The organism is Maridesulfovibrio ferrireducens (assembly GCF_016342405.1).
GTDB lineage: Bacteria > Desulfobacterota > Desulfovibrionia > Desulfovibrionales > Desulfovibrionaceae > Maridesulfovibrio > Maridesulfovibrio ferrireducens_A.
In genome coordinates, this window is the sequence record NZ_JAEINN010000002.1 from 44,876 (window position 1) to 69,535 (window position 24,660).

The following is a 24,660-nucleotide window of genomic DNA, read 5'->3' on the forward strand; positions in this document are numbered from 1 at the left end:
AATAAATAACACATTATTTTATAGCAAAAGGAGAATTTCGTATGCTTAACGTTGAACTGACTTATAACCCTTATCTTGTGGCGACATTAATTTCTGTAGAAGGTAAGGAATTGCCTGAAGATCATGATCTTATGTGCCAGTGTAAGAATAATAGACTTCAAGTCTGGATTGATTCTTTTCTTGCAAATATCGTAAGCGAATCTCGTGAAAATAAAATTGACCTAGTAACAAACTGTACTCCTCAGGATACTTTGGATGTGAAAGATGCCTTAACCCGTTTTCAAGCTTCTGAAAATGGAATCAAAGTACAAATAAACTTAAAAGCAAATGAATGTTGTAAGTCTGCTGAAGACAAAATAAATCAGTTAACGGATCTTTTCCAAAAGGCTCAAAGTGGTCCATTTGAAGAGTTTAAGAGTACGGTATTAAAAAAACGTTTTGAGGAAGCTCTTTCTCCATCCTTTGAAGTGAGCGTTGTCGCTACCATGTCTTCGGGAAAATCCACAGTCATTAATTCTTTTATTGGGCAGGACTTAATGCCTGCTAAAAATGAAGCGTGTACAGCGACAATTGCAAATATTGAAGACTGCGATGGAATGGATGTTTTTGAAGGGTGCAGCAAAGATTCTGAAGGAAATACTATCCATAATTGGCAGCCTGTCACTCAAGATATATTGACCAATTGGAATGACGACTCGCAAACATCTACGATGCACTTGAAAGGAGATATTAAATCTATTCAGGAGTCAGATTGTGCGACCCTTGTTTTGGTAGACACTCCCGGTCCTAACAACTCCAGAGATGACGAACACCAAAAAACGACATTACGAGCTATTAAGCGTAAACCACTTTCAATGGTCCTGTATGTTCTCAATGCTACTCAGATGAATATTACGGATGACCAATCACTCCTTAATACGGTCTCAGAGGCTATGAAGCAAGGAGGGCGTCAAGCTCAAGATAGGTTCATATTTATTGCTAATAAAATTGACGCATTTGATCCTGAAAAGGGAGAAAGTGTTCGTTCTGCGTTAAAAAATGCAAGGAATTATCTTAAAGAGAATGGAATTGAAAATCCTTTAGTGATTCCAGCGTCTGGGGAATTGGCAAAGTTGATTAGAATGGAAAAGAAGGGGTGTGATCTTACTCGTTCGCAACGCAATAGTTTGAATAGTTTTACCGAACTTTTTGTAGAAGAGGATGAAATGAATATGCTTAATCATGTTCAGGACAGGATTAATCCTTATAGTTTTAAGCGGTTAAGCTCTCGTTTAGATGAATCTAAAACAGATCGAGATAAAGCTGAAATTTTAAGTGGTATACCTATTGTGGAGGAATTACTTAATGATTTTTTAATCAAGCATGCTCTTCCTGCAAAAATTAAAGACGCAGTAGATACTTTCGGACATGTCATGGAAAAGGCTGAAGGAATTAAAAGAATAAACGTTCAGTTGAGCAAGAGCAAAGAAGAGCTTGAAAAGGTAGCCCAAATATTAAAATCTTTTGAGAAAAATAACGAAAGAGTTTCTATGGCTAAGAATTATCGTAAAGAAGTTTCCGCGAAAAAATATGAACCCTCTAATGAATTGAAAGACAGTTATAAGCAAATTCAAAAGAAGATGTTTTTTTTAATTGAGGATATGACTGAAAGGTTTGATTTGGATAACGTTAAACCCATGCAAGCAAATAGGATTATTGACGGAGCAGCAAGCAGTTGTAATCGCTTTAATATTGAAATTGAGGAAATAATAAATGAAAGCCTTGAAAAGGATTTTTTAGCCGGACTGGATTCCTTGAGAGAGGGCTATGAGGCTCACATTACAAAACTTCTTCAAAAAGAATTTCCTTCAACTCAAGATGCAGGGCTTGTAGAATTTCAGAAAAAGGCAATGACGATGCCAAATGCGAAAACACTCGTTGAAGAGAATAAATATACAGAAAAGGTAGTAGTAGGAACTCGACAGGTATCTGACTCTAAATGGTACAACCCTTTTTCATGGGGAAGCAAAAAGACTGTACACGATTACGAGCATCATGATTATGTGGATATGAGTCCAATTTGGAATGAAATGAGAGATTCCCTGCATGTAGCTGTTGATAAGAACATTAACGAATCTAAAAAGCATGCGGCTGATCAGGCAGAAAAAGGCAAAAGGATCCTTTTACAGGCTATGGATGGTATTGATAGGGTCTGCCAAGAAAATATAACTAAAATACAAGATGCAAATTCAGACAAAGATAGCAAAGAAAAACAGATTGCGGAAAATAAGAGTAAACTTCAATGGTATGAAGAATTTTCTACTGAATTGAAAGAAGTGCTATCCATTTAATGGAGGTTGATATGAAAAATGAGTCGATTACAGATTTAATTAATTCTGGTGAAATGTCACAAGCTCGCTCTATTATTGTGAGTAAATTAGATGGGGATCGCTTTAAGGAAAACATGGAAATTGCTTCGTCTTGGGGGCAATTTCCAGAAGATCTTTATGATGAAGACGATAATGATTCTAATTTTTTATCTGAAGAATTATGGAGTCGCGAATATTGGACCGAGATGCGGGTTGGCCTTAGTAATAATTTTTCTAAGAAAAAATTGAACCATATAATTACGGTTATGCAGCATTTGAGAAAGAAAAAAGATCCAAAGTTTACACCTAATAGATCAGAAGCCGTAACTCCTAATAAAAGTACTGTAAAAAAAGAAAGAGCTCCTCGACACAGTGAAACAATTATGACTCCAAAACGGGTCGTATTTCTTGGCGGCGGCTTTTTAGGTGGTGTAGCAGGTTTTACTTTAAAAGAATCCCTAGTTGGAGCGGTGGCAGGCGGAGCACTTGGAGTGGTTCTTGGTTTTGCCCTTCTTCATATTTTAGGAACTAAAAAATAGACTAGTTCGTATTTTTTTATACTACGAGAAAAGAATGGAATATAAAAGGTTGTGTGAATTAATTTCTATAGGCGATACAGCTCAGACTCGTTCTGTGATTATAAGCCAATTAGACGGAGATCGTTTTAAGTGTAAAATGGTAATTGCCTCCATGAGGGGCAGTTACCAAATATTCTTTTCGAGAAAGACAATTCAGAGTCAGAATTTCTTCCTCAACGCTTCTGGGACCGTGAGTATTGGACTGATATGAGAGTTGAATTTAGCCACAATTTTTCTAGGGAAAAATTAGACCATATTCTCGAGATTATGCAGTATTTGAGAGAACAGAAAGACCCAAAATTTTCACCACCGGTTCAAGCAGAAAAGACTCGTGAAAAAGTTGTGAGAACGGTCAAACGTACGACAGTCGTCATTGAAGAACATGCTGGATATATAGAAAGATTTTTCTGTTCGAAACGAACTAAAAAATAATCATTAGATGGGATAGGATAACATAATGGACAGCAAAGCTAACTCCTTTTTATCTTCCAATAGTATGGAAGATGGCTTTTGTGAATTGGATGAAGTCGTTTTTAAACACTATTTAGAAAAGCTTAATCTTTTCCCGGTTATAAAGAATCCACATCTTCTAGAAAATGTGGCTCGCAAAACTCGTTTGAATCAAGTCTCAAAAATTGTTTATGACCGTGAAGAGAATAATCTTGGAAAGTTAAGTAATGTTTTTTCCTCAATGGCGTCTCACAATAGCTCGGTTTTTGTGCTTCTTTGCAGTGATAGCATTGAAACTAAATTCTATATTGGAACACAAAGCCTTGGTAACAATGATGGACATCTTGCCATTGAAGTCTTTGAACGATCACTTCAAGCGAGTTTTCCTGGAATTGAAACAAAAGATTTATTTGCAGATGATGTTCGTACTATCAGCAACAATATTTCTTCTTCGGAAAACAGATACATTACTAGTGTTTCGGGTATACCTTCATTAAAAGATTCGAGCTCGGACAATTTTGTGCAAGGACTTGAGAAGATTGTGGAAGGAATGCAAGGTAAGAAATATACAGCCCTTCTGTTGGCCACTCCTGTGCTTCTTCAAGAGTTGGAGATGATTGAAAGGTCTTATCAGGAGATATATTCTTCTTTGTCATTTATGGAATCGCAACAGTTAACTTTGTCTGAAAATGAAAGTGCTACGCTAGGAAAAACATTAGGAACCAGCTTAAGTAACTCTCTCTCTAATACTATGTCTAAGTCTGCTAGTGGAACTTTCGGAACAAGTAAAACTAATACAACAGGAACAAATCACAGCTCAACAAAAGGCAAAAGTAGCACTTATACACAGGGGGTAAGTGTTCTTGTTGCTTCATCTAGTTATTCTTCAACTTCATCTAAAAGTGAGACATATGGAAGTTCTCAAAGTCATAGCCAAGGAGAATCAGAGAGTAAAACCCTTGGAAGTACCAACTCAAAAGGCTCAACAGATACGAGCACAACAAGTGAAACAAATTCTATTAGTGCCACGACTCAAATAGGTTCTTCACATCAATATACCTTCAAGAACCGCAGAATTACAGACATTCTTGAACTTATTGATGAACAATTAATTCGTATACGTGAATGTAAAAACCATGGGATGTGGAATTTTGGAACGTATTTCATAGACTCTGTAAAAAGCTCCACTCAAATGGGCGCAAACCTTCTCTCCGGAATTCTTTGCGGTGAAAAAACAGGAGTTGAGCGGAAAGCAATATTAAGTTGGGATGCAGATGAATTAGGTAGTAGCAGTTTCGCCAGTGTCTGCGAAAGTTTGTCGTATTTTACCCACCCTGTTTTTGATGTTTCTTCAAAATATCCTTTTGGTACTGCAACTCCGACATCACTAGTTAGCGCATCTGAATTGGCAGTGGGTTTAAGTTTACCGCAAAAATCTCTTCCAGGTATACCCGTATTTGAGTCTGTCGATTTTGGTCGTACGGTTTCAAGTTTCAGTGAAAAAAGCAGCAAGTTAATCGATCTAGGGGTAATCCAACATCTAGGAAAAAATTATCCCAGCCTGAAAGTTGAATTGGATGTGAATTCACTTAGTTCACATTTATTCGTAACCGGAAGCACGGGGGCAGGGAAATCAAATGCTGTTTATTCAATAGTTTATAAACTTTGGAAAACGCACAATATTCCATTTTTGATTATTGAGCCTGCAAAAGGAGAATACAAGGATGTTTTTGGTGGTTATAAAAGAGTGAGCACCTTTGGAACCAATTGTACCTTTACACCATTACTCCGAATGAATCCTTTTTCGTTTCCTAAAGAAATTCATGTCACAGAGCACATTGACCGTCTTATTGAGATTTTGAATGCCGCTTGGCCTATGTATGCAGCCATGCCTGCAATATTAAAATCTTCAATAGAGCAAGCGTATGAAAGGATTGGCTGGAACCTTTTTATTTCCGAGAACGCTTATGGTCAGGTTTTTCCCGATTTTGCCGATTTACTTGAAGTTCTACCAAGTGTGATCGAAAAATCTTCTTATTCTACCGAAGTTAAGGGCAATTATATAGGAGCCTTGGTTGCTCGTATAGAATCTTTAACTAATGGCTATTATCGTTCAATCTTTCAAAAAGATGAACTTGAAAACTCGGTATTGTTTGATGCTCCCTGTATAGTTGATTTGTCCCGTGTAGGATCGTCTGAAACTAAATCCTTGCTGATGGGTATTCTATTTATGAAACTTCAAGAATACCGGATGTCTTCTACAGTGGGGTGCAATACGGCTCTCAAGCATGTTACTGTTATAGAAGAAGCTCACAACCTTATTAGGAGGACTTCCCTTGACCAAAGTGGTGAAGGTGCCAATTTGCAAGGAAAAGCTGTTGAGATGATAACTAATGCAATTGCTGAAATGCGCACCCATGGAGAGGGTTTTATTATAGCGGATCAATCTCCAGGACTTCTTGATCAAGCTGTTATTCGTAACACTAATACCAAAATGATTTTAAGGCTACCAGACTGGGAAGATCGTAACTTAGTAGGTAAATCTGCCAATCTAAAAGAGAATCATATTGATGAACTCGCTCGTTTGCGCACAGGGTGTGCTGCTGTCTATCAAAATAATTGGCAGGAAGCGGTGCTATGTCAAATTGATGAATTTGATATGATTGAAAAAGCTAAATCTCTCAATTATAGTTGTACTGAAATGAGACCTTCTGATTCTAGAGTAAAATATAGAACTGAATTAATTAATATTTTGATAATGGCAAAAACAGATCCAAGTGGGGTTAAGGTAATTGCAAATAAGCTCAGTTTAAATTTAAACAAAATTAAACAATATTATCCTGAAGTGCTCACGGTCATTGATAAGAAAAAAAACAATCCAGAGTGGCTGCTTTCTCAAATTGAGGAAGTTTTAGGATTTGAGCAAGCTGTTAGATTAATTTCGTCCAGCAGTGATCTTCACAAGTGGTCAGACAGATTTTATGATTGGACCACTTGCTTGCTGAAAAACATTTTTGCAAATTTTGATATAACAATGCTTGATAATAAAATGCAAAATGAAATTATTTTATCTACTTTTGAGATCGCAACGAGGGAACACTCTGAGGGTTCAGGTTTGTGGTTAGGAGAGATGGGTAAAGTGGATATGTGGAGAGACGAAATATGCTAAAAGAGATTGCTACGGGAGCATCAGAAGTCGCTCAAAAAACTGACAAAGGAATTCCAAACTTTAAGGAAGGTAAAGAATTAAATTCGCCTAAAGTTGAGATTTCTCGATCAAAATCAGAAGAAATACCAAACTTTAACTCTACAGAAGGAGTTAAAAACAGGTGGCCTCAGACTGGTGGAGTATGGGAAGGCGAGCCAGGAAATTCTAAGTGGATTCCTGATAAAGATAAAATTCCTCAAAACGAAAGAACTAATCCTGAAGGAAAAACGTGGGGAGAAATTTTTATAAACTCTGACACAGATGGTGTTGAATTCAAGGATGGCTATCCAGACTTCTCTGAATATGCTGAAGAGACAGTCGAAATTGATGACTTTTCTGAACGTAGAGATGATAATTTTTCACAAGCAGATAAAAAAACAGCAGAAAAATGGAATAGTGACGGTAAAGAGGGCGGGCCTTGGACCGGAGAAAAAGTCCGTGAATATCGTAAAGAAAACAAGCTCACTTGGCATGAGCATGAAGACACGAAAACCATGCAATTGGTAAAGACTGAAGTTCATGGGAATATCCCTCATGTCGGTGGGATCGCAAATAAAAAGAATTCAGCGGCTTAAGTCTAAGAGGGCTATATTATGAAAAAAGTACAAGATCCAATTTTTGGCAATATGGATTATAAGTATTCATGGAAGAAAAATGAAAATTTATGGCTTTGGGGGCATAATATCACTGTTACAATAGTAGCTAGTGATACGGATGAAGAAGGAATAAATAAAACTCAACAAAACGCTTACAAACAAGTAAAAAACAAAATTCAAGATGTTATTGTGCAAAACTTTGATTTGATAGTTGCGTATTGCAATGATGCTTTTTATTTAGGTGGAAAAAGTAAAGTTGAAATATCTTCACATATAACCCCCAAGTCTGTGAATTTTCAACGTGATGGATCTTGGGGGATTTTATTTGATTGTGATTATGATATTGACCATGGCTTGGTTCTGTATTTTGAAAATGGAAAAGCTTTTGTAGGTGCACAAGATGATTTTCTCTAAAGTTATTAAATTTTAAATATGCCATACTCTAAAAAGTTAAAAAACTTCTTCATGACTCCCGCAATAGCGGGAGTCATTGCTTTTAGTATCCTAGTATATATTGCACTAACCCTTATTTCAATTACGGAAGCAACACCTGCATACGATAAATTGTTATTTTGGCTAAATTGTGCCTTTATTCTTGAAATCTTTCTAAGAGTATTTACCTATCGGAAATTCTCTGACTATCTCAAAGCTCATACTTTAGATGCCGTAGCTGTTTTCCCTTGGGACAGTGTAATCTTTTATACGACAGGACATTCAGCCAGTAGCAATTTGTTGGTTGTTATTAGGCTATTTCGTCTTTTCAGAATTGGTAGTTTTATTTCGCTCTGGAAAGATTCATTGAGAAGTCGAATTTCATACACAATTAAAAAGCAGATAGAGCAAAGCCTTTTCCGGCAATGCCTTATATTACTTGGGGCGATTGTTTCATTAACAATAGTGTTCGGCTTTATCTTTAGAATACTTGGGTATACCAGAGAAGGAACAAGCCTTTTCTACATGGCTTTCATGGCTCTTCTTGATCCGGGAACATCTATGGAAGTTGCAGGAAAAAGCCTTGCTATCCAAGTTCTCTTTAATTTCCTCATAATGCTTGGTATCGTATTATTCAATGGCCTTACAATTGGTATTATTGTTACTAAAGTTGAGTCATATTTGACTATGGTTAAGGAGGGATATGGAGATGTGGTCGAAAAGAATCATACGCTTATTCTGGGATGGAATCTGCTCGGACAACAGCTTATAGAAGAAATTAATGATTATGCGAAGCACGAGTCTAAAGGTAAGCAAAAGGTCGTCGTTGTCACAGAAAAAATAGATAGCCTTACCCGCTTTCTCAAGGCCGGAAAGCATAAACATATTGATCTAATTAAGCGCAAAGGTGTCTTTTATGAAAAAAGCACACTGGAGCTCGTGGACACATCCCAAGCTGACAAGATTGTCATTTTAAATGAAAATAGCGATATATCTTTGCCTTTACAGTTTAGAAAAGCAGATGTTTTCAAAGGATGTCTTGCTGTCAATTCTTCCCTTTCCAACCTAAAGAACAGACCCGTTTGTTATTACGAAACTACCTGTAAGGCCAATAGAGCTCGGCTTACCCCTCATCTTACGAACAATTTTTTTGGGTTCGACAGTGCGCAATATTCGGCATTATTATTGACAGCATTGCTTTTTCATAAGCACTATTACGACATTCTTATTGAAGTCTTTGGCTTTTCAAATGATGAATTTCACTTTGTGAAAGCCTCGGATCTTAGTGTCTCAGGAATGACATTTTCAGAAATTATTGCTGTAAGTAAAAAGATTACTGTTGTGGGCATAGCTCATGCTGATGGTAGTTTAAAAATCATCCCATCACCACTTTATCGATTATCCAAAGATGATAAGTTAATATGTTTGGCGGAAAGTCGAGATTCTTTACTTGCAGAAAAAATGGAACAACCCTGGTGCGGAGATCTGCAAAAGATTATTAAAAATTTCACTGCGAGCAACCAAAATATTCAACTCGAACAACAACGAATTGCTATTATCGGCGTAAATGAAACTCTTCCTAATCTTTTGAATGAGTTAAGCTTGTGGAATACATATGTTGACATCATCACAACACCGGAAGGCAAAAAGATTGCATCTGGCTATTTTGTGGACACCCCGGTAAAACATTCTCAGGTTGAATTTTATACCCAAAATATTGCTGAATATAATTTAGAGAATTGCTTTGGGACAATCATATTAGCTGACGATGAGCATCTCCAGAACGTTAGTCTTCATACTGGAGATACTGACTCCCTATTTAAGCTCTTCGATATAAAAGCAAGGCAGGAAAATCATCCCGTAATCGCTGAAGTTATCAACCCCTGTGAAGAGGCCTTGTTTCAAAGAATTGAAGGTGTCAAATATATTGTAGGTACAAATATTTTAGCTAAAATACTCAATATGTCATTGGTTTATCCTGAAACGTTAAAATTCTTTAATGAATTAATATCTCTAAGGGGAGGGACTTTTAATTTTGCAAAACTCTCAGATATCGTAGGCAGTGATGCTATTAAAGAGCTCTCTTTTGTCGATTTCTTCCATCACTTTTATCGTAAGAATCAATGTGTTGCTATCGGAGTTGTAAGAAAAGGATGCCCGCCTCTTGTAAACCCATTACGAAGTGAGCAATTAAATCAACTTGAATATGCAAATTTCAAAATACGAAATGGAGAATTAGAACTGCATCCAGATGATGAAATTGTTTTTCTTGAAAAAAGTGAAGCAACATAAAAAAACTAATTATAATGCGTTATTCAAAAATCGAATGTTTTAATTTTGATGAGGATGTTAAAGTACACCAGAATATTCTCTGAAATTTTTACTCATAATAATTGTTACCTTTCAAGAATAAGTACTCCATAAAATGTCCGTAATCTCTCAGTGGCTACGTTTGTAAATAGCCACTGAGAAATTATGAATAAGACCTGTTTCAAAACCTTGCCCCTAGGGAATAGAAATTAACTGTTTAGACAGGATTTGGTTCGCCAACAAAAGAAGAAAACGGAGGTAGGTCTTCCGACTTCGCAGTATTCTTAAAGCCTCCCATCTTTTCCTTTGTTGCCTCAGAATCTGAGACATTTACGAATTGAGTCTTAAATATATTCCAGTCCGCTTCGATATGTCTTAAATTAATCATATTTTGTGTTTCTAAAGAACTTAAAATGCTGTTCATTGCGTATATAAATTTTGCAGCATCAAGAGATTCTGATTTAAAACCATTTTTCATCATAATCGCAACTTCGTAAAACGTCGGCACTTTTTGGAATATGAGCTTTAATTCGTCATTTAGTTCTTCAGGAAGCCAGGTAGCAAATAGTGAATTCATCTGGAGCATTGCTTCACCCGAGTTAGCTTCAGAGTCAGTATTTGAAAAACAACTTGCAACCAAAGCATAGGCCATCTTTACACTATTTTGATATGCTTGCATGGAGCTGGCGCACGCGACCAATGACTTTCGGGCATTGATGGAGTCATTCCATTCTTCTTCCTTTTGCGCACTAATGTTTTCGCGAATTGATTCTCGATCTTCTGCGTCTTCAGTCGCAACGGCTAAACCTGCACCAATGCCTAGAGTAGACCCCAGAATTGCTCCCATCCCAGAAACAGTGCCGACTGCGCCAAAGAGAGGTATAGCCGCAATTACACCAACTCCAGCAGCAGCCCCACCAATAACTTTCCAAAAATCCTGCCCGTCTAGATCTTCAAAATCTACCATGTTTATCTCCTCTAAATAAGTTAAGTAAAAACACTCATACTATTTAGAAGCATGATACTCTGGGTATTTTCCAATATATGGAATAGTAAAGAGCTTATTAATGCAAGTCTCTCCACTTCTACAGCTTAGATGTTTCAGGGAGATTTATAAGTTTTTCGCCTAATCTTTTAACATCAACGCTTCCGCATTTTTCACAACTAGGTCTGCTATTAACGTAACAAAGGGTAAACCTATTGGTGCCCTGTTTCTCCTCGGTGGAAGCTTTCATCGCAAAAATATGCTCACAATCTTTGCATTTATACATACACATAGAAAATGAGTTTGAGGTAGTCATTGTATTGATCTCCTTGAAATTATAATCTTATGCAGTTCTTTGCCTTCAAGGAGTTTATATTTTAAAGATCTTCCAAAATATGGAAACATCGGGTTCTTTTTTGTATAAAAAGCAAGTTGTTAGTTTTAATATATATAGAAGGGGTGATAATAGAAAAAAAACTAAGAATATTTAATCACGAATTGAATCATTGAGAAGTTAAAATAAGTGTTAGCTCAGGGAGATTTAAACATATTATCAATGAATATTGGCAAGTAAAAGATAAGCATATTGTATAGTTGGTGTCTGAGTGAAATTAATAAGCGTGTGGTTGATTTATTTTGCAGGGATGATGAAAAGTTTACAAATCAATCCTCAATATCGCCAATCCACATGACTAACAGGCAAGCGGTTTAACATTTTCCGGTGAAATTCCCACTGTGGCATATATTTTTCCATCAACATCTTAAATCGAGCGTTGTGTGTTGGTTCTAATATGTGCAGCATCTCATGGACGATCAGGTATTCGAGGCAGTGTGCGGGCTTTTTGGCAATATGAGTATTGAGACGGACATAGCCTCTTTGTGGGTTACAGCTTCCCCATCTTGTTTTCATGCGCTGAACAAATAGACGGTTAACTTTTACTTCAAGCCTAGACTCCCATTTCGATATTAGCGGGGCGGCCTTTTTTCTTAATTGATTGCGATACCATTCATCAACAACAGCTTGCCGTTTATCCTCGGTTGCGCCGGGGCGGACAGTCAGGATCAGGGTGTTATGCGCAAGAGATACTTCGGGAGGTTTATTCTCTTCGATGATGGTCATGAGGTAACGCTTGCCCCACAGATAATGACTTTCACGTTCTAGATATTCACGCGGAGTTTCGCGCTCCTGTTCCAGCATTTTCTTTCGTGCTTTCTTAATCCAGCTGAGTTTGGAAATGGCAAACACACGGACAATATCAAGTTCCATTCCCATAGGTGCAGAAATACGAACCTTGCCAGCCGGAGGGTTTACACTGAGATGAATATTTTTAATATCTTTGTGGAATACATCCACAGCGATATCACCAAGGTCAATCCTTGAGAACATTAGTATTCCTGCTGCTCTTGGATGATATTAAAAATGCGCTCAACTTCATCCTTGTCCTGTAAAATTCCATATAATCCTGCCTGAATTACTCGCTCTTTTGACTGAACACCACGCCATCCATCGGGACGAATATTATTAACAGTCTCATCAATTTTTAATGCGAGATCTTCATCCTGACCAAGGTTGTCATAGAGAGCCCGTTTACCGAATGTGTTCAAACTTTTGGGAGTCTCGTCAGTCATTCCTGTTTGAACCATAGTTGCCAACTCAGCGATCTTTTTTAAGTACTCTTCATACTCAGTCGCTTTAGCTTTTCTTAAAGCAATAATTTCATCTAGCAGAACCGACATTTTTTCATAGTAGGCAGGATTGTTCAGGTGTTCTTTAATGATCTTGCTGCGGACATTGTTTTCAATAGTCTCTGCAACTGCATTCTTATCACCTTTAAGATCGTTAAGTTGTGCCCCTATAGCGGTGGCGATACCTGAATTTACAATCAATTCGAGCAAAGGCATTTCATCAAAAGGTGAAATTTTTCTTGCAAGGTCGGCCTCAATGTACATGTCGATGAGATGACGCATATCAGCTTCATAAGGCTTTAGATCTAGAGTTTCTCCGCTGGCTTTTCGGATTATCTCACGCAACGCAACATATTTTTTTATATCGCCCTTAATACGAGAAATCTCCTCAGGAGAATATCCGGCAGATTCCAGTTCATCGGAAATATTTGCGTAGGCCCGCAACAGTGAAACAGTCGCCTTATAAAAGGCTACCCGCTGAGGCTCGTGCTTCTGCAAGTCTGTAGGGATTTCCGTGTTACCACAAAAATAGTGAATATATTCCAGCTCGCCCTTGGGAGGTTCTACCGGTTCACAAAGCAAAGCAATGGCTTCCCGAGCATTATCAAGCCGTTCGCGTCCGGTTTTCACTCTGTCTTTAAACATTATTTGTGGGTCTACGTCATCTGCGCTGTGATCAAGTTCTGAAGTATAAACATTGAGAGCTTTTTCAACTTTCTTAAAAAGATCTTTATAATCAATTATGTAGCCGTAATTTTTATCTTCGCCATTAAGTCTATTAGTTCGGCATATAGCTTGAAACAGGCCATGATCCTGCATGGATTTATCTATGAAAAGGTATGTACATGCTGGAGCGTCAAAGCCAGTAAGCAACTTATCCACTACGATTAAAAGTTTCATGTTCATAGGTTCTTTAATGAACATTTTTTTAGCATCTTCTTCGTATGATTCAGTTGCAGACATATTCCCTTTACGGGAAACGTCTTTTAATATCTCCGTGTAGGTATTATAAACAAACTCTTTGTCAGTTTCAGTATTTGCGCCGATATCTTCTTTAGAGACATCTCCAGCCTGCGGATTATAAGAAGTTATGACCGCACATTTTCCATTGAATGAGGTTTTTTGAAAAAGTGTATAATACTTACATGCCTCAAAGATGCTTGATGCCACCAACATGGCATTACCAAATTGATTGCAAAGCTGCGGAGCGACTTCGAAGGTAAAAACAATATCTCCCACAACCTGATCCATGCGAGATTTAGAGCTGAGAACACTTTGCATTGTGCCCCAGTGTTTCTTTAGCTCATCCTTTTGCCAATCATTCAAGCCTCTTGTTTTGGCATCAAACCATGCATCAATTCGATCTTCTGATTTAAGTCGCTGATCAATATCCCGCGCTTCATATATCAAATCAAGGACAACCCGGTCCTCTACGGCTTCATTGAACTTATATGTATGGATGTAGCCGCCGAAGACTTCGAGGCTATTCTTTTTGTCTTTTTTAAGGAGCGGCGTGCCGGTAAAACCTATGAAGACAGCATTAGGCAACATGGCTTTCATTACTCTATGCAGTTTACCGCTCTGAGTCCGGTGACATTCATCCACAAAAACAAAAAGTTCACCAACGGTTTTAGTCGGCTGTGCTTCAATGTCTTTTATATACTTATCAAAATCATTAACTTTCTTACGCCCGAACTTATGCACCAGAGAACATAATAGTCGAGGTTTAGCTTGACTGAGCTGTGACATCAATTTCTGACCACTTGTTGACCGCTCAATCTCCTCACCTGTTTCGGTGAAAACCCGTTCTATCTGCTTATCCAGCTCATCCCTATCTGTAATTATAACCACACGGGCATGCGGATTATTCTCGAGAATCCATTTCGCCAGCAGTACCATAACAATACTTTTACCGCTGCCTTGCGTGTGCCAGATAATACCACCCTTATAGGCTTTAACGAATTTCTGAGCTTCTTTGATTCCGAAATATTGGTGAACACGGGGGAGCTTCTTCATACCGCTGTCAAAAACCACGAAGTCGTGCATCAACTCGATAAGGCGGCTTTTGTTGCACATCTTGAGTAAATACTTATCAAGCTTAAGTAAGGAATTATCTTCTTGGTCTTCTTTCCATTGTAGAAAGAACTTTTCAGGCGTTCCGATGGTTCCGTATTTCAATCCTTCAGAATCATTACCCGCAAATACTATTTGAACAGTAGGAAAGAACCACTCATTAAATTTAGAATCCTGATTGGAAATAAGCTGGCGGATGCCGTCCCCGATAGATATTCGGCTGTTTTTAAGTTCAATTACGCCGATAGCAATGCCATTAACATAAAGCACAAGATCTGGCCTGCGCTTATGTTTACCTTTAAGAGTAACCTCTTCGGCAATAGCAAAATCATTTTTATCAGGCTCATTCCAGTTGATAAGGTGGATCGTATCCGTAACCTCACCAGCTTCGGTCTTAACCTGCACACCATAGCGCAATAGCTCGTATACAGCTTTATTGTTTGCGTAGAGTTTGCGGCCATGATTATCTGCCTCGGCCTTCAGCAGATAAATGGCTCTGGATATCTGTTGGGCCGAACAGCCTGATTTTTCCAGCCAGTCCGTGAGCAATCCTTCTTCGATATTGCTGTTGTCGCGGTCCGTCCAGTTGCCTAGGTAACAATATCCGAGTTTATTACAAAACAAGGCTATAACCCGACTTTGGGTTACGATTTCAGGCTGTCCGATTTTATTCATTATGAATGATCCTTTTCTGGAAACTCCGGTATTGCACGTCTCATAAACTTATCAAAGAGCGGAACAGTAAAAGCCATTTGTCCGTGTGAGGGGCTGTATATCATTCCTTTCTTGATGAGGATTGCCCTTACCGGACCAAGATTTCTTATATCCGTATCCAGTGCACTGGCAACGTCAGCGGTTTTGTATGGGCCTTCACCGAGATGGGCCATAGCTCGCAGGTAAGTCTTTTCTTTTGGCGTTAAACGATTGAAGCGGACTCTAAAAAAATTTTCATCAAGCCGTTTTTCAACGATTTGAGAAGTTTCATCTATGATCTTTTTAGTAATGGGGGAAGATTCGGCATGATCCCAAGCCTGATAACCCCACTCCTGAAGAAAATAAGGATACCCCTGAGTCAATCTGCTGATTTCAACCAAAGCGTCCGGTTCTATAAATTCCCCAGCTGATTCGATGGGTTCACGGATGGCCTTGGCAGATTCTTTTTCCGGCAATGGGCCGAGGTCCGGGAAATTAAAAAGACGTTCAGCATAAGATTTCGAATCTCCAGCGAGTCCCGGCAAGATGGGGAGACCTGCTCCGACCAGTACGATAGGCAACTGCCGTTGCTGCATCTTGTGCATAGCCATTATCAGGGCACTGAGTTCAATTTTGCCTAAGTACTGAATTTCATCGATCAAAATGGCAACGCAGGAACCGCGCTCCCGGGCCGCTTCACCTACAGCAACAAAAAGATTGGGCAGATCTATTTCCAGATCACCGTTATCAGCGGAACCTTGTTCAGGATCGATATCAAGACCGAACTCAACATCACCCATTGTGACTCTTAGTCCGCTGATGAAACTCTTTAGCACGGCAATTCCGCGCCGCACTTTGTCTCCAGCTCCTTTCATGCGGTCCAGACTGAACAGCAATCGACGCAGATGGGGAATGAGCAACAGAGCCAGAGGTTTTTCTTCGTGCGCTTCAATAAGTATGGTTTTATAGCCGTCATTTTCAGCCATGTATTCCATTTCATTGAGCAGTACGGTCTTTCCAACGCCCCGCAATCCTGTCATAAGTATGCTTTTCTCAGGACGTTTTGCCCGCACACGTCCGAACAGAACCCTTGCTTGCTCAAGTATAGCATCACGTCCGGCTAATTCAGGCGGAGGAGTCCCGGCACCGGGGGAAAATGGGTTTTTAATCTTATCCATGAAGATACCTTTATAATAATTTATAGCAAAGTATAATGAAGTATAAGCGAGTATAAGCAAATCTTCTTATACTGTCTAATAAATCCTTATACCAACCGTATCCTTCCAGTTAAAAGTTCCTGCATCATGCCCGCTTTAATCTTGCGGGCCTTGGATAACTTGGTTTCCAGTTTGGTTATTTCTGCGTCCATGTCTGAGAGGATGGTGGCTATGGCGGTTTGTTCGTTAATTGACGGGCAAAATAGATCTAAATTTCTTAGTTCAGATAAACCGATTCGCTTTCTTGTTGATCCAGTTCCCGCATTTGAAGCTTTTGTCCGAAATTCTAGCGCATTAATTATCGTATAAATGAAATAGGCGTTGAATTTTTTTTGATCAACTTTGAGACGAATTCCATCAGAACACATTAAATACCGCTTATGATAACAAGGTATAATGCAAGCTCTGGCGACAGGATCACCCATTTTTGATAAGATAATGTCACCAGGATAAATGTTACAGCTTATAAGTTCATCAGCCTTTTGATGTGAAGTATAAATTTCATAATCATTTTTAAATTTACCATCACCAATATTCTGAAGTTGTATTATTCTTACACCTTCATCAGTGTAATCTATCGACTTAAGGTTAGATCCAAAGGGACCTCCCGTGAAACTCCACTTTTGCCTTGGATCAGCAATTTCGCTTAAGTTTGTAGATTCCCACTCTAAAGTTGGTCTTAGCAACTCCTGCATAGCCCCCTGCTTAACCTGCCGTTTCTTGGCAATGAGCTGCTCCATAGATTCGATGAGTCCGTCCGCATCGGAGAGGGCCTCGGCTATGGATTCTTGTTCGGATTTGGTGAGGGGAAGAGGGATTGTATATCGAAATAAGTCTTTAAGGGTTATACTTGCTTGGTTAGCATTGCCTCTAAAGATTGTTTCAATATAGTTAATATATCTTTCTGTTTTAAAATGATTCAGAAGTAATTTTTGTATTAGATCAGAATACTCTTTTACTCTGATTAAGACTGCATTCTGGTTTAAAAGACACTTTTCGTGTTTTTCTGTTACGAGGATTACTTTTCCAACTAGAGAGTCATACATCGGAGGTTTCGATCCTACTGTAGAAAAAATTAAATCATTTTCCCTTAACATCCATTTTTTATATGAACAGTTATCCGTACATAAAATATAAACGGGATTGTCATCTTTGATTGATGAATAAGTCGTATCACTAACTCTTATAATTCTAGTGCCCGATGTTGTATACTCAGAAGATTTAAATCCAAAACCTTTTATATAGTTAACAATATCTCCGAATTCAACAACCTTCCAATCCTCAGGAATAACCCCAACCTCAGTCTGCTTGTATCCGTCCCTTACTGCCATGTGAATCCCATCCTTTCCAGATGCTTGTTCACTTTGCCTTCAAATTCAGCCACACGATCAACAAGCACTGGCATAGGATTTTCATACCTCTCCGCAAGCTCCTTCACCCGCTTAGTCAATTGCTGACTAACCCGATCCATTTCCCCATGAATTGCAGCATTCAAAGCATCAAGCCACTTATCTTCCACTACTAAAATCTTTATTTCGTCTTCCGAAAGCTGCGGATACTTTGCATAAGCTTCATCGTCTAGCTTAGCCTCTGCATCTTTAAGCTGTTTCTTAAGATCCGTTTCCAACTTTCCAAGATCAAGCCACTTTTTTAATACTACAACTTCATCCTTCGCATCCTTGTCGGATTTAATTTCTTTCAGCCTAGCGGTTACATTGGCCTTATTGATTTTATCCAGCTCAGCAAAAAATCCATCCTCGCCGCCGTGCTCTTCTTCCAATTCGGTCTTTCCGGCCTTAGCGGTTTCAAGTTTAGCTGTAATACGCTCGACAGTTTCTTTCTCTTCCGCAAAATAGCGGTTAACAATGTATTCCTTGGGGATAAGATCGCAAGTCCATCCTTTATCTACTTCTTTCTTCTTCTTATTTATCTCAATAATGCGCGAAGTTTCCGCCACCCAGCCGTCAACGGCGATGAAATAGCAGTCATCCTGCATGGTTTCAGACCAGTAATCCATGAGATGCTGATATACATCGTAATGGCTGATCAACGGTTTGTTCCCGTAATGAGCAAGTAAATCTTCAGAAAGTTCCGAAATAAGTTTTTTAGGGTTAAGGCCCGATTCAAGACTCTTGAGCTTTATAACAGTCCTGTTTTGCCACTCGTAAAAATGATTATTCATACCGTCTATGAAAACTGAAAATTCAGGATGCTCATAAATAGCGGTCTTAATAGTCGCCTTATCCACGGCAAGATCCAGATAATTTTCCCGATTATCTTTGAACAAATCAGCTTTTAAATTTGGGCAAATCTCCCAATACTTAGAAAGAGCTTCAACATCTTCTACGGGAATACCACCACGCAGATGACCTTCGATATCCTGAATATCTTCCGGTTCCTGACTATCAATGTAGCGCGGCAGATTGAGGTTGAAGTCGTTCTTCTCAATTTCCTCAAGCCCGACCATGCGCGAAAACTTTTCAACTTCAAGTTGTTTGGTAAACACATCAACAGCCCTGTGTACGTCCTGCGACCGCAGTCTGTTTTTAGGACCGTCTTTCATAAAGCCATTACTTGCATCAACCATGAATATCCCTTTTCTGGCTGGAGCTCCTTGTTTATCGATAACGATTATACAGGCGGGTATTCCAGTGCCATAAAAAAGGTTGGCAGGCAGTCCTATAATGCCCTTGATGTATCCCCTACGAATCAGATTGCGGCGAATCTCAGCCTCTGCATTCCCCCTGAACAGTACACCGTGAGGCAGAATACATGCACCTTGTCCCGTGCTTTTCAATGATCTTATTATATGCAAAAAGTAGGCGTAATCTCCCTGTTTACCGGGGGGAGTTCCAAAAGAGAATCGGTCATACGGATCATTTTCAGGATCAACTCCGTTACTCCATCGCTTATCGGAAAAAGGAGGATTGGCTACGACGTAATCAAATGTTTTAAGCGTTTCGCCATCTGAATATTTTGGATTAGAAAGAGTATTACCCTGTACAATGAGCGCGGTAGGATTATCGTGCAGAATCATATTCATGCGCGCAAGGCTGCTTGTAGCGGCATCCTTCTCCTGACCATATAACGTAACCTTAGAATGAGCTTCGTCTGCAACCTTTAAAAGCAAGGAACCGGAACCACATGTGGGGTCATATACAGTAGTATCGGGGCTGGTTTCAGCTTCGTTTATGCCGACAATCTGTGCAATGATACGACTGACTTCGGCAGGAGTGTAGAACTGTCCCTTGCTCTTGCCGCTCTGAGTCGCGAAATGACGCATAAGGTATTCATATGCATCACCTAATATGTCATCGCCGTCAGCACGGTTCTTGGAAAAGTCGAGGGCTGGATTTTCAAAGATAGCGATAAGGTTCGTTAGGCGTTCAACCATCTCCTTGCCGGTACCAAGCTTATTAGGATCATTAAAATCAGGAAAGTCAGAAAGCTTATTAGCATTGGCTAAGGGAGCAAGAATCTTCTTATTGATCTGATCACCAATGTCGCTCTTACCTTTAAGCGCAACCATATCTGCAAAGCTTGCACCTTCAGGAATATCGATAGGAGCATAAGGAACTCCGGCATATTTATCACTGACATACTTGATGAACAAAAGGACGAGGACATAGTCCTTATACTGACTGGCATCCATGCCGCCACGAAGCTCGTCGCAGGACTGCCAAAGAGAAGAATAGAGTTCGGATTTCTTGAGTGCCATATTATCTGTTAATACCTTGTATATTTAAGTTAGAACAAGAGAGCTGTCGCTTAATTAATCTATTGCTGATGAGGCCGCAAGATAAAGCTAATTCACGCAATTAAGCTTTGAATATATTCCTAAGTAGCTCTTTCTACTCAAACTAAAGTTATTAGTAGAAAGAGCTATTTTACAACTTAGTAATTACCAACAATATTCGCAGTAGTCGCTCCAACGTCAGGTAGTAAAGAACCCGAAATCGCGGCTATATTTGCTAAAGCATCAGCTCTGTCATTAAGGGCATTATCAGCATGGCCTTTAACCCATTGCCATGTCACGTTATGACCATGAAGAACTTCTAATAGTTCTGCCCAGAGATCTTGATTGAGAACAGCCTTTTTTTTGCTGTTTCGCCAGCCGTTGCTTTGCCAGTTGCAGATCCAGTCACAGTTAAAAGCATCAATTACATATTTCGAATCTGAGTAAATTATCAAATCACTTCCCGCTGGGATGATTTGTAATGCTGCAATAACTGCACGCAATTCCATTCGGTTATTTGTGGTACATATGTATCCCTGCGAGAGCTCAAACACTCCTTCATTCATTATGACAACAGCACCATATCCTCCGTTTGGATTTTGGGATTGATTGCCGGGACACGAGCCATCTGTATATATTTCAATTCTCCGTTCATTATTCATCCGAACTCTCCGTAATGTTGTTGTTCGAAACACTCCTCTCAGAATATTTCTCAGTGGTAATTGTAAAAGGTATTGCCTGTTGATTGACAACGTGAGTCAGGAACAAGCGAATTGCTGCACTTGGAGTAAGTCCCAACATTTGCAGAGCTTCTTTCGACCCAGCCTTTAGTTCTTTAGGAACACGTATATTTAGTGTTGTATTTTCCATATTCCTCCTTGTGTTTATATTATGTATACAGTGTATTCTTTTTTATATGAATATTTAATTTATTAACTCAGTCACTCTATATTATAGAAAGCAACAAGAAATAAAAGTAATTTATGATATAAGTACTAGGCTAATTATTAAAACTTATTACTAGGTCTTATGTAATATCTAATGCACTAATTTAAATATTACAACTCTATCTTAAAGCACTAAACAAATAAAATTTAATATATCTACATAAGTATATACGTTGCAATAACGAATAACCTCAAACAATGGATTATATCATGAGTTCAATACATAAAATTACGTACGAACCTACGTATAATGGAAAAAATATTCTTACAGACAAGGAAAGAGGTCTAGGATGTAAGGAAAATATATTAGACAGAATAGATGGTTTGCTAGACCACACAACTCAGAAGCATAACAAAGTATTCTGTATTAGAATGGATTTAAGATTCCCTAAATATTATCAAGTTCCTGCTGATAACCAACATATCTCTAAATTTATTTCAAAATTTAACAGATATTTTAAAAGGCAAGGTGTTGATCCGTATTACTTATGGGTAAGAGAACAGAGTCGAGAAAAGCATCAGCATTATCATTTGATGGTTCTGGTAGATGGTAACAAAATGCAATTTCCGCATAAGCTTATTGAAAAAGCAGAAGAGCTCTGGAATTCAACACTTAATATAGATGGACAAGGGCTTGTTGATCATTGCACGAAGTCCCGTAGTGGAGAGGTTCAGGTTAATAGCTACCGTATGAGACGAAATGATGAAAACTACGGTCAAGTTCGTGATGATTGCTTCCATCGATGTAGTTATCTGGCAAAGGTAAATACCAAGGGAAATACTCCAAAAGGGATTAGAGAAGTAGGAAGTTCTGAAGTTCCAAAGAAGCTTGATTAATAAATAAAAGAGTAACGGGTGTTAAGGTATTACCCTTAACACCCGTTTACATGAACTTGTTTAACTGAATATGAATTCCACCAGCTATAAAATTCCATCACTAGATGGATTACCTAACTCTTTTTTATCTGCAAACATTGTATCTAATCTTCATCATGGATAGTCGAAAACAACAGCCTAGTACAAACCTTGAATTTATTGAATTTTTTTAATTAAAAGCTATTTATAAACCCAAGATATTGGTTGTTTATACCCATGATTAACCCAAGAAGTACCAAGATAAAATCCATTCAGACATGCACTTTAGCCAACAAAAATAGCAGTCGACATAGCTGAATACTTGGTAGCTTGATCGGAGTCCCCGTGTTTTTTTATGAGACTGAGATCAAGTAATTTGGTTAGGTTCGTTTTGATTTTATCACTTTTGCACCCTATACGCTTAGCAATTTTTGATCGTTTGAGAGGGGCTCCGCTCTGTTCCAATTCCATAATAATTTTATTTTCCAGATCATTCAATTCAGGGTTAATATTCATTGCAAATGGGGCTTCTTGAGCACTACCGTCAACAGCATTATATACCCATGCTTGACTTTCCAGTGGAGCATTCTTGTTATACGGCAAGTACGCTTGAAACGAACTCCCTGTGAGGTCCGGATACGTTTTGCATTTCGCAAACGTGACTGTCATATTGGCTCCGGGGCCATGTTGCCCTACAGTACATTTCTTAATTTCAATAATATTCTGACAAAGGGCTTCTGTTGCTGTCGTCCCAAAAGGCAAACCGTTCTTCCCAAAATGGTGCACAAGTATGACGCTGATTTTTTTATTTCCGAGCGTCCTAAAATACTTGATTAATTCTTCGAATTTGCTCTGGTGATTCGAAGCTTCCTTAGCCAGAGTCAGTAGGTTATCGACAACGAGCACACTATTTTCAGGTAGTAGAGCACACAAATACTCTTGCCAAGTAGGATCAAAAAGGTTCAGCGGACTTTCATTGCTCTGTTTATGAGTATCGATTCCGGAATAAAATTGAAAACATTTTGACGCATCATCTTTAAATCCATAGGCGGATAAAATCTGCTGCTTACGCTCACTAATCCGGCTTACTGGATTTTCAGCGTCCAAGTAATAAACATTACGCGCACAGTTTACTTCAAATTCAAATAGGTTGAACTTGTAGCTCATAGCCAACCCTAATGTAAGGGCGTATAAACTTTTTCCGCCATCTTGATCTCCGACGACAATGGATACATTTTCAGGTGCTATTAACGAATCAAGATTTCGCTTGTCACAATTTATTCCTGAAGGAGTCGCTAGCGGCAAGCTGTTCGTGAATAGTTCATTTTTTACGGAAGCTGGTTTATCACGTTTTAACCCGACTTCGCACAGCCACTTCTTGTATTCTCTTATGCCCCAGCTATTAGCAAGTCCATGTAGTAAATTATCAAGCGGATCTGTCAGCACATTGCGACCGAAATTTACTAAGAATTTTTCAAAGGAACACTTTAAGTCGAGAAGTCCCTCCTTGGTCGTGATTTTGGAGAAGTCCCGCAGGAACATAACCGCCTTCGAAATCCTGAATGAATTGCACCCGACTTTCCAGCATTTTTCTTTTATTTTCTCAGCATTCACATAGCTGGCATGATCGGCCCTAGGTTGGTAAATTACATCCCGGTCTTCCAGCGGCGAATAATCAACATCGTCTAGGGAGTCTTTGCCTCCGAACCACGATGCCGCAATGTACTCGGGATCATCTTCTGTGATGAATTTCTCATTCAGTGAAAAAGCCAGCGGCAGATCTTCCGTAAGTACAATTTTCGCTTGCGGATACTTCTCAATGAGATCTTGCCCAGACAGCGGATAAGGTTTTGGATAACATCCTAAATATAAATCAGGCATGCGAAGGTAGTGGTTATCATTTCTCCATATTTCTTCCCAGTAACAGTGAGGAAAAAGAAACTTATTTTTTTGACCATCCTCCATCAGCTTTACTTTAAACGTTGAAAAACCTTGGGGTCCACGGAAGTCTAAAGTAGTAACTTCACGCCAACCAGCATCTTTTGATGGGGATAGACAATCGTGACCAGAATCTTCACATTTAGAATGTGAGCGCAACTCCATTCCTGAATATATGTTTAATGATGTGAGGTGGGGGGTCTCGACATCAATCTTGTACTGTCTGGCAATCTCGTGAAGAGCGTCTCGTTTAGAAAGGTTGTGTAGTCTTGCGTATAAAGATACCCACCCGGTATTGGGGGCAGTGTCATCATCACATTTAAAATTCCATTTAATCATTAAAAACGGTTTATTAACGTAGGTAGTATATTTGAATTCTGCACTGTTCATTTGATACAGATATTTTTGATATAAATAAACTTCTTTGCGACCAACAACTTTCCACTGCTCTAAAGGAGGCTTTAGCATACAAGCTATTTCGCAATATTGCTCCAGCATGATCTGCCTGTCTTTTTTGGAAGGGGTGCAAATGTCCGTTGCGTTGCGAGCTCCGATACACTGGATGTATTCGGGTGAAAATTTAACACTAGTCATTAGTTCATCTCCTG

17 protein-coding genes are annotated in these 24,660 nt (G+C 38.9%); 7 read left to right on the plus strand and 10 right to left on the minus strand.

All coding sequences use genetic code 11. The annotated features are described in order from the left end of the window. Positions 1-41 precede the first annotated feature (41 nt). From JEY82_RS02030 to JEY82_RS02055, 6 genes are all read left to right on the plus strand, one after another. A complete protein-coding gene (locus tag JEY82_RS02030; protein WP_304082106.1) occupies positions 42-2,330 on the plus strand; it encodes a dynamin family protein in 2,289 nt (762 codons plus the stop codon). Positions 2,331-2,341: 11 nt separating this feature from the next. Beyond that, positions 2,342-2,887 carry a hypothetical protein gene (locus JEY82_RS02035; protein WP_304082108.1) on the plus strand — a complete coding sequence of 182 codons (546 nt, stop codon included), beginning with the start codon at positions 2,342-2,344 and terminating at the stop codon, positions 2,885-2,887. A gap of 496 nt (positions 2,888-3,383) precedes the next feature. Beyond that, entirely contained in the window at positions 3,384-6,545 is a 3,162-nt protein-coding gene (locus JEY82_RS02040; protein ID WP_304082110.1) for an ATP-binding protein, read from the plus strand. After that, positions 6,539-7,159, plus strand: a complete 621-nt coding sequence (locus JEY82_RS02045) for an HNH endonuclease (RefSeq protein ID WP_304082112.1) — start codon at positions 6,539-6,541, stop codon at positions 7,157-7,159. Before JEY82_RS02040 ends, JEY82_RS02045 begins: the two co-directional genes overlap by 7 nt. 18 nt (positions 7,160-7,177) lie before the next feature. Then, complete coding sequence (locus JEY82_RS02050; RefSeq protein WP_304082114.1) at positions 7,178-7,594, plus strand: hypothetical protein; 417 nt, start codon at positions 7,178-7,180, stop codon at positions 7,592-7,594. Between the two features lie 51 nt (positions 7,595-7,645). Beyond that, complete coding sequence (locus tag JEY82_RS02055; protein WP_304082116.1) at positions 7,646-9,904, plus strand: ion transporter; 2,259 nt, start codon at positions 7,646-7,648, stop codon at positions 9,902-9,904. Positions 9,905-10,139: 235 nt separating this feature from the next. On the opposite strand, the gene JEY82_RS02060 is transcribed toward JEY82_RS02055, so the two are convergent. The 9 genes from JEY82_RS02060 to JEY82_RS02100 all read right to left on the minus strand — a co-directional run bounded on the left by JEY82_RS02060 (position 10,140) and on the right by JEY82_RS02100 (position 21,182). Then, a complete protein-coding gene (locus tag JEY82_RS02060) occupies positions 10,140-10,889 on the minus strand; it encodes a hypothetical protein (RefSeq protein WP_304082117.1) in 750 nt (249 codons plus the stop codon). Between the two features lie 118 nt (positions 10,890-11,007). Further along, a complete protein-coding gene (locus tag JEY82_RS02065; RefSeq protein ID WP_304082119.1) occupies positions 11,008-11,223 on the minus strand; it encodes a hypothetical protein in 216 nt (71 codons plus the stop codon). 354 nt (positions 11,224-11,577) lie between these two features. After that, positions 11,578-12,294, minus strand: a complete 717-nt coding sequence (locus JEY82_RS02070) for a M48 family metallopeptidase (RefSeq protein ID WP_304082121.1) — start codon at positions 12,292-12,294, stop codon at positions 11,578-11,580. Next, a complete protein-coding gene (locus JEY82_RS02075; protein WP_304082123.1) occupies positions 12,294-15,341 on the minus strand; it encodes a type I restriction endonuclease subunit R in 3,048 nt (1,015 codons plus the stop codon). The genes JEY82_RS02070 and JEY82_RS02075 overlap by 1 nt, the downstream gene beginning before the upstream one ends. Next, complete coding sequence (locus JEY82_RS02080) at positions 15,341-16,537, minus strand: ATP-binding protein (protein WP_304082124.1); 1,197 nt, start codon at positions 16,535-16,537, stop codon at positions 15,341-15,343. The genes JEY82_RS02075 and JEY82_RS02080 overlap by 1 nt, the downstream gene beginning before the upstream one ends. Before the next feature lie 86 nt (positions 16,538-16,623). Continuing rightward, a complete protein-coding gene (locus JEY82_RS02085; protein WP_304082126.1) occupies positions 16,624-17,907 on the minus strand; it encodes a restriction endonuclease subunit S in 1,284 nt (427 codons plus the stop codon). After that, entirely contained in the window at positions 17,898-20,294 is a 2,397-nt protein-coding gene (locus JEY82_RS02090; RefSeq protein WP_304082127.1) for a type I restriction-modification system subunit M, read from the minus strand. The genes JEY82_RS02085 and JEY82_RS02090 overlap by 10 nt, the downstream gene beginning before the upstream one ends. Positions 20,295-20,470: 176 nt before the next feature. Further along, positions 20,471-20,974: a ribonuclease HI gene (gene rnhA, locus JEY82_RS02095; protein ID WP_304082129.1), complete on the minus strand. Its 504-nt coding sequence runs from the start codon at positions 20,972-20,974 to the stop codon at positions 20,471-20,473. Beyond that, positions 20,967-21,182, minus strand: a complete 216-nt coding sequence (locus JEY82_RS02100; RefSeq protein WP_304082131.1) for a type II toxin-antitoxin system RelB/DinJ family antitoxin — start codon at positions 21,180-21,182, stop codon at positions 20,967-20,969. The genes rnhA and JEY82_RS02100 overlap by 8 nt, the downstream gene beginning before the upstream one ends. 287 nt (positions 21,183-21,469) lie before the next feature. Between JEY82_RS02100 and JEY82_RS02105 the strand changes: the two genes are divergently transcribed. Continuing rightward, entirely contained in the window at positions 21,470-22,096 is a 627-nt protein-coding gene (locus JEY82_RS02105) for an inovirus-type Gp2 protein (protein WP_304082133.1), read from the plus strand. 303 nt (positions 22,097-22,399) lie between these two features. Here the strand turns inward: JEY82_RS02105 and JEY82_RS02110 are convergent, their stop codons facing one another. Further along, entirely contained in the window at positions 22,400-24,646 is a 2,247-nt protein-coding gene (locus JEY82_RS02110) for an AAA family ATPase (RefSeq protein WP_304082135.1), read from the minus strand. Positions 24,647-24,660 lie beyond the last annotated feature (14 nt).

Bases quoted from the DNA above. Each gene is read 5' to 3' on its own strand.
- JEY82_RS02030 (WP_304082106.1), top strand. From the start codon at position 42: ATGCTTAACGTTGAACTGACTTATAACCCTTATCTTGTGGCGACATTA.
- JEY82_RS02035 (WP_304082108.1), top strand. From the start codon at position 2,342: ATGAAAAATGAGTCGATTACAGATTTAATTAATTCTGGTGAAATGTCA.
- JEY82_RS02040 (WP_304082110.1), top strand. From the start codon at position 3,384: ATGGACAGCAAAGCTAACTCCTTTTTATCTTCCAATAGTATGGAAGAT.
- JEY82_RS02045 (WP_304082112.1), top strand. From the start codon at position 6,539: ATGCTAAAAGAGATTGCTACGGGAGCATCAGAAGTCGCTCAAAAAACT.
- JEY82_RS02050 (WP_304082114.1), top strand. From the start codon at position 7,178: ATGAAAAAAGTACAAGATCCAATTTTTGGCAATATGGATTATAAGTAT.
- JEY82_RS02055 (WP_304082116.1), top strand. From the start codon at position 7,646: ATGACTCCCGCAATAGCGGGAGTCATTGCTTTTAGTATCCTAGTATAT.
- JEY82_RS02060 (WP_304082117.1), bottom strand. From the start codon at position 10,889: ATGGTAGATTTTGAAGATCTAGACGGGCAGGATTTTTGGAAAGTTATT.
- JEY82_RS02065 (WP_304082119.1), bottom strand. From the start codon at position 11,223: ATGACTACCTCAAACTCATTTTCTATGTGTATGTATAAATGCAAAGAT.
- JEY82_RS02070 (WP_304082121.1), bottom strand. From the start codon at position 12,294: ATGTTCTCAAGGATTGACCTTGGTGATATCGCTGTGGATGTATTCCAC.
- JEY82_RS02075 (WP_304082123.1), bottom strand. From the start codon at position 15,341: ATGAATAAAATCGGACAGCCTGAAATCGTAACCCAAAGTCGGGTTATA.
- JEY82_RS02080 (WP_304082124.1), bottom strand. From the start codon at position 16,537: ATGGATAAGATTAAAAACCCATTTTCCCCCGGTGCCGGGACTCCTCCG.
- JEY82_RS02085 (WP_304082126.1), bottom strand. From the start codon at position 17,907: ATGGCAGTAAGGGACGGATACAAGCAGACTGAGGTTGGGGTTATTCCT.
- JEY82_RS02090 (WP_304082127.1), bottom strand. From the start codon at position 20,294: ATGGCACTCAAGAAATCCGAACTCTATTCTTCTCTTTGGCAGTCCTGC.
- rnhA (WP_304082129.1), bottom strand. From the start codon at position 20,974: ATGAATAATGAACGGAGAATTGAAATATATACAGATGGCTCGTGTCCC.
- JEY82_RS02100 (WP_304082131.1), bottom strand. From the start codon at position 21,182: ATGGAAAATACAACACTAAATATACGTGTTCCTAAAGAACTAAAGGCT.
- JEY82_RS02105 (WP_304082133.1), top strand. From the start codon at position 21,470: ATGAGTTCAATACATAAAATTACGTACGAACCTACGTATAATGGAAAA.
- JEY82_RS02110 (WP_304082135.1), bottom strand. From the start codon at position 24,646: ATGACTAGTGTTAAATTTTCACCCGAATACATCCAGTGTATCGGAGCT.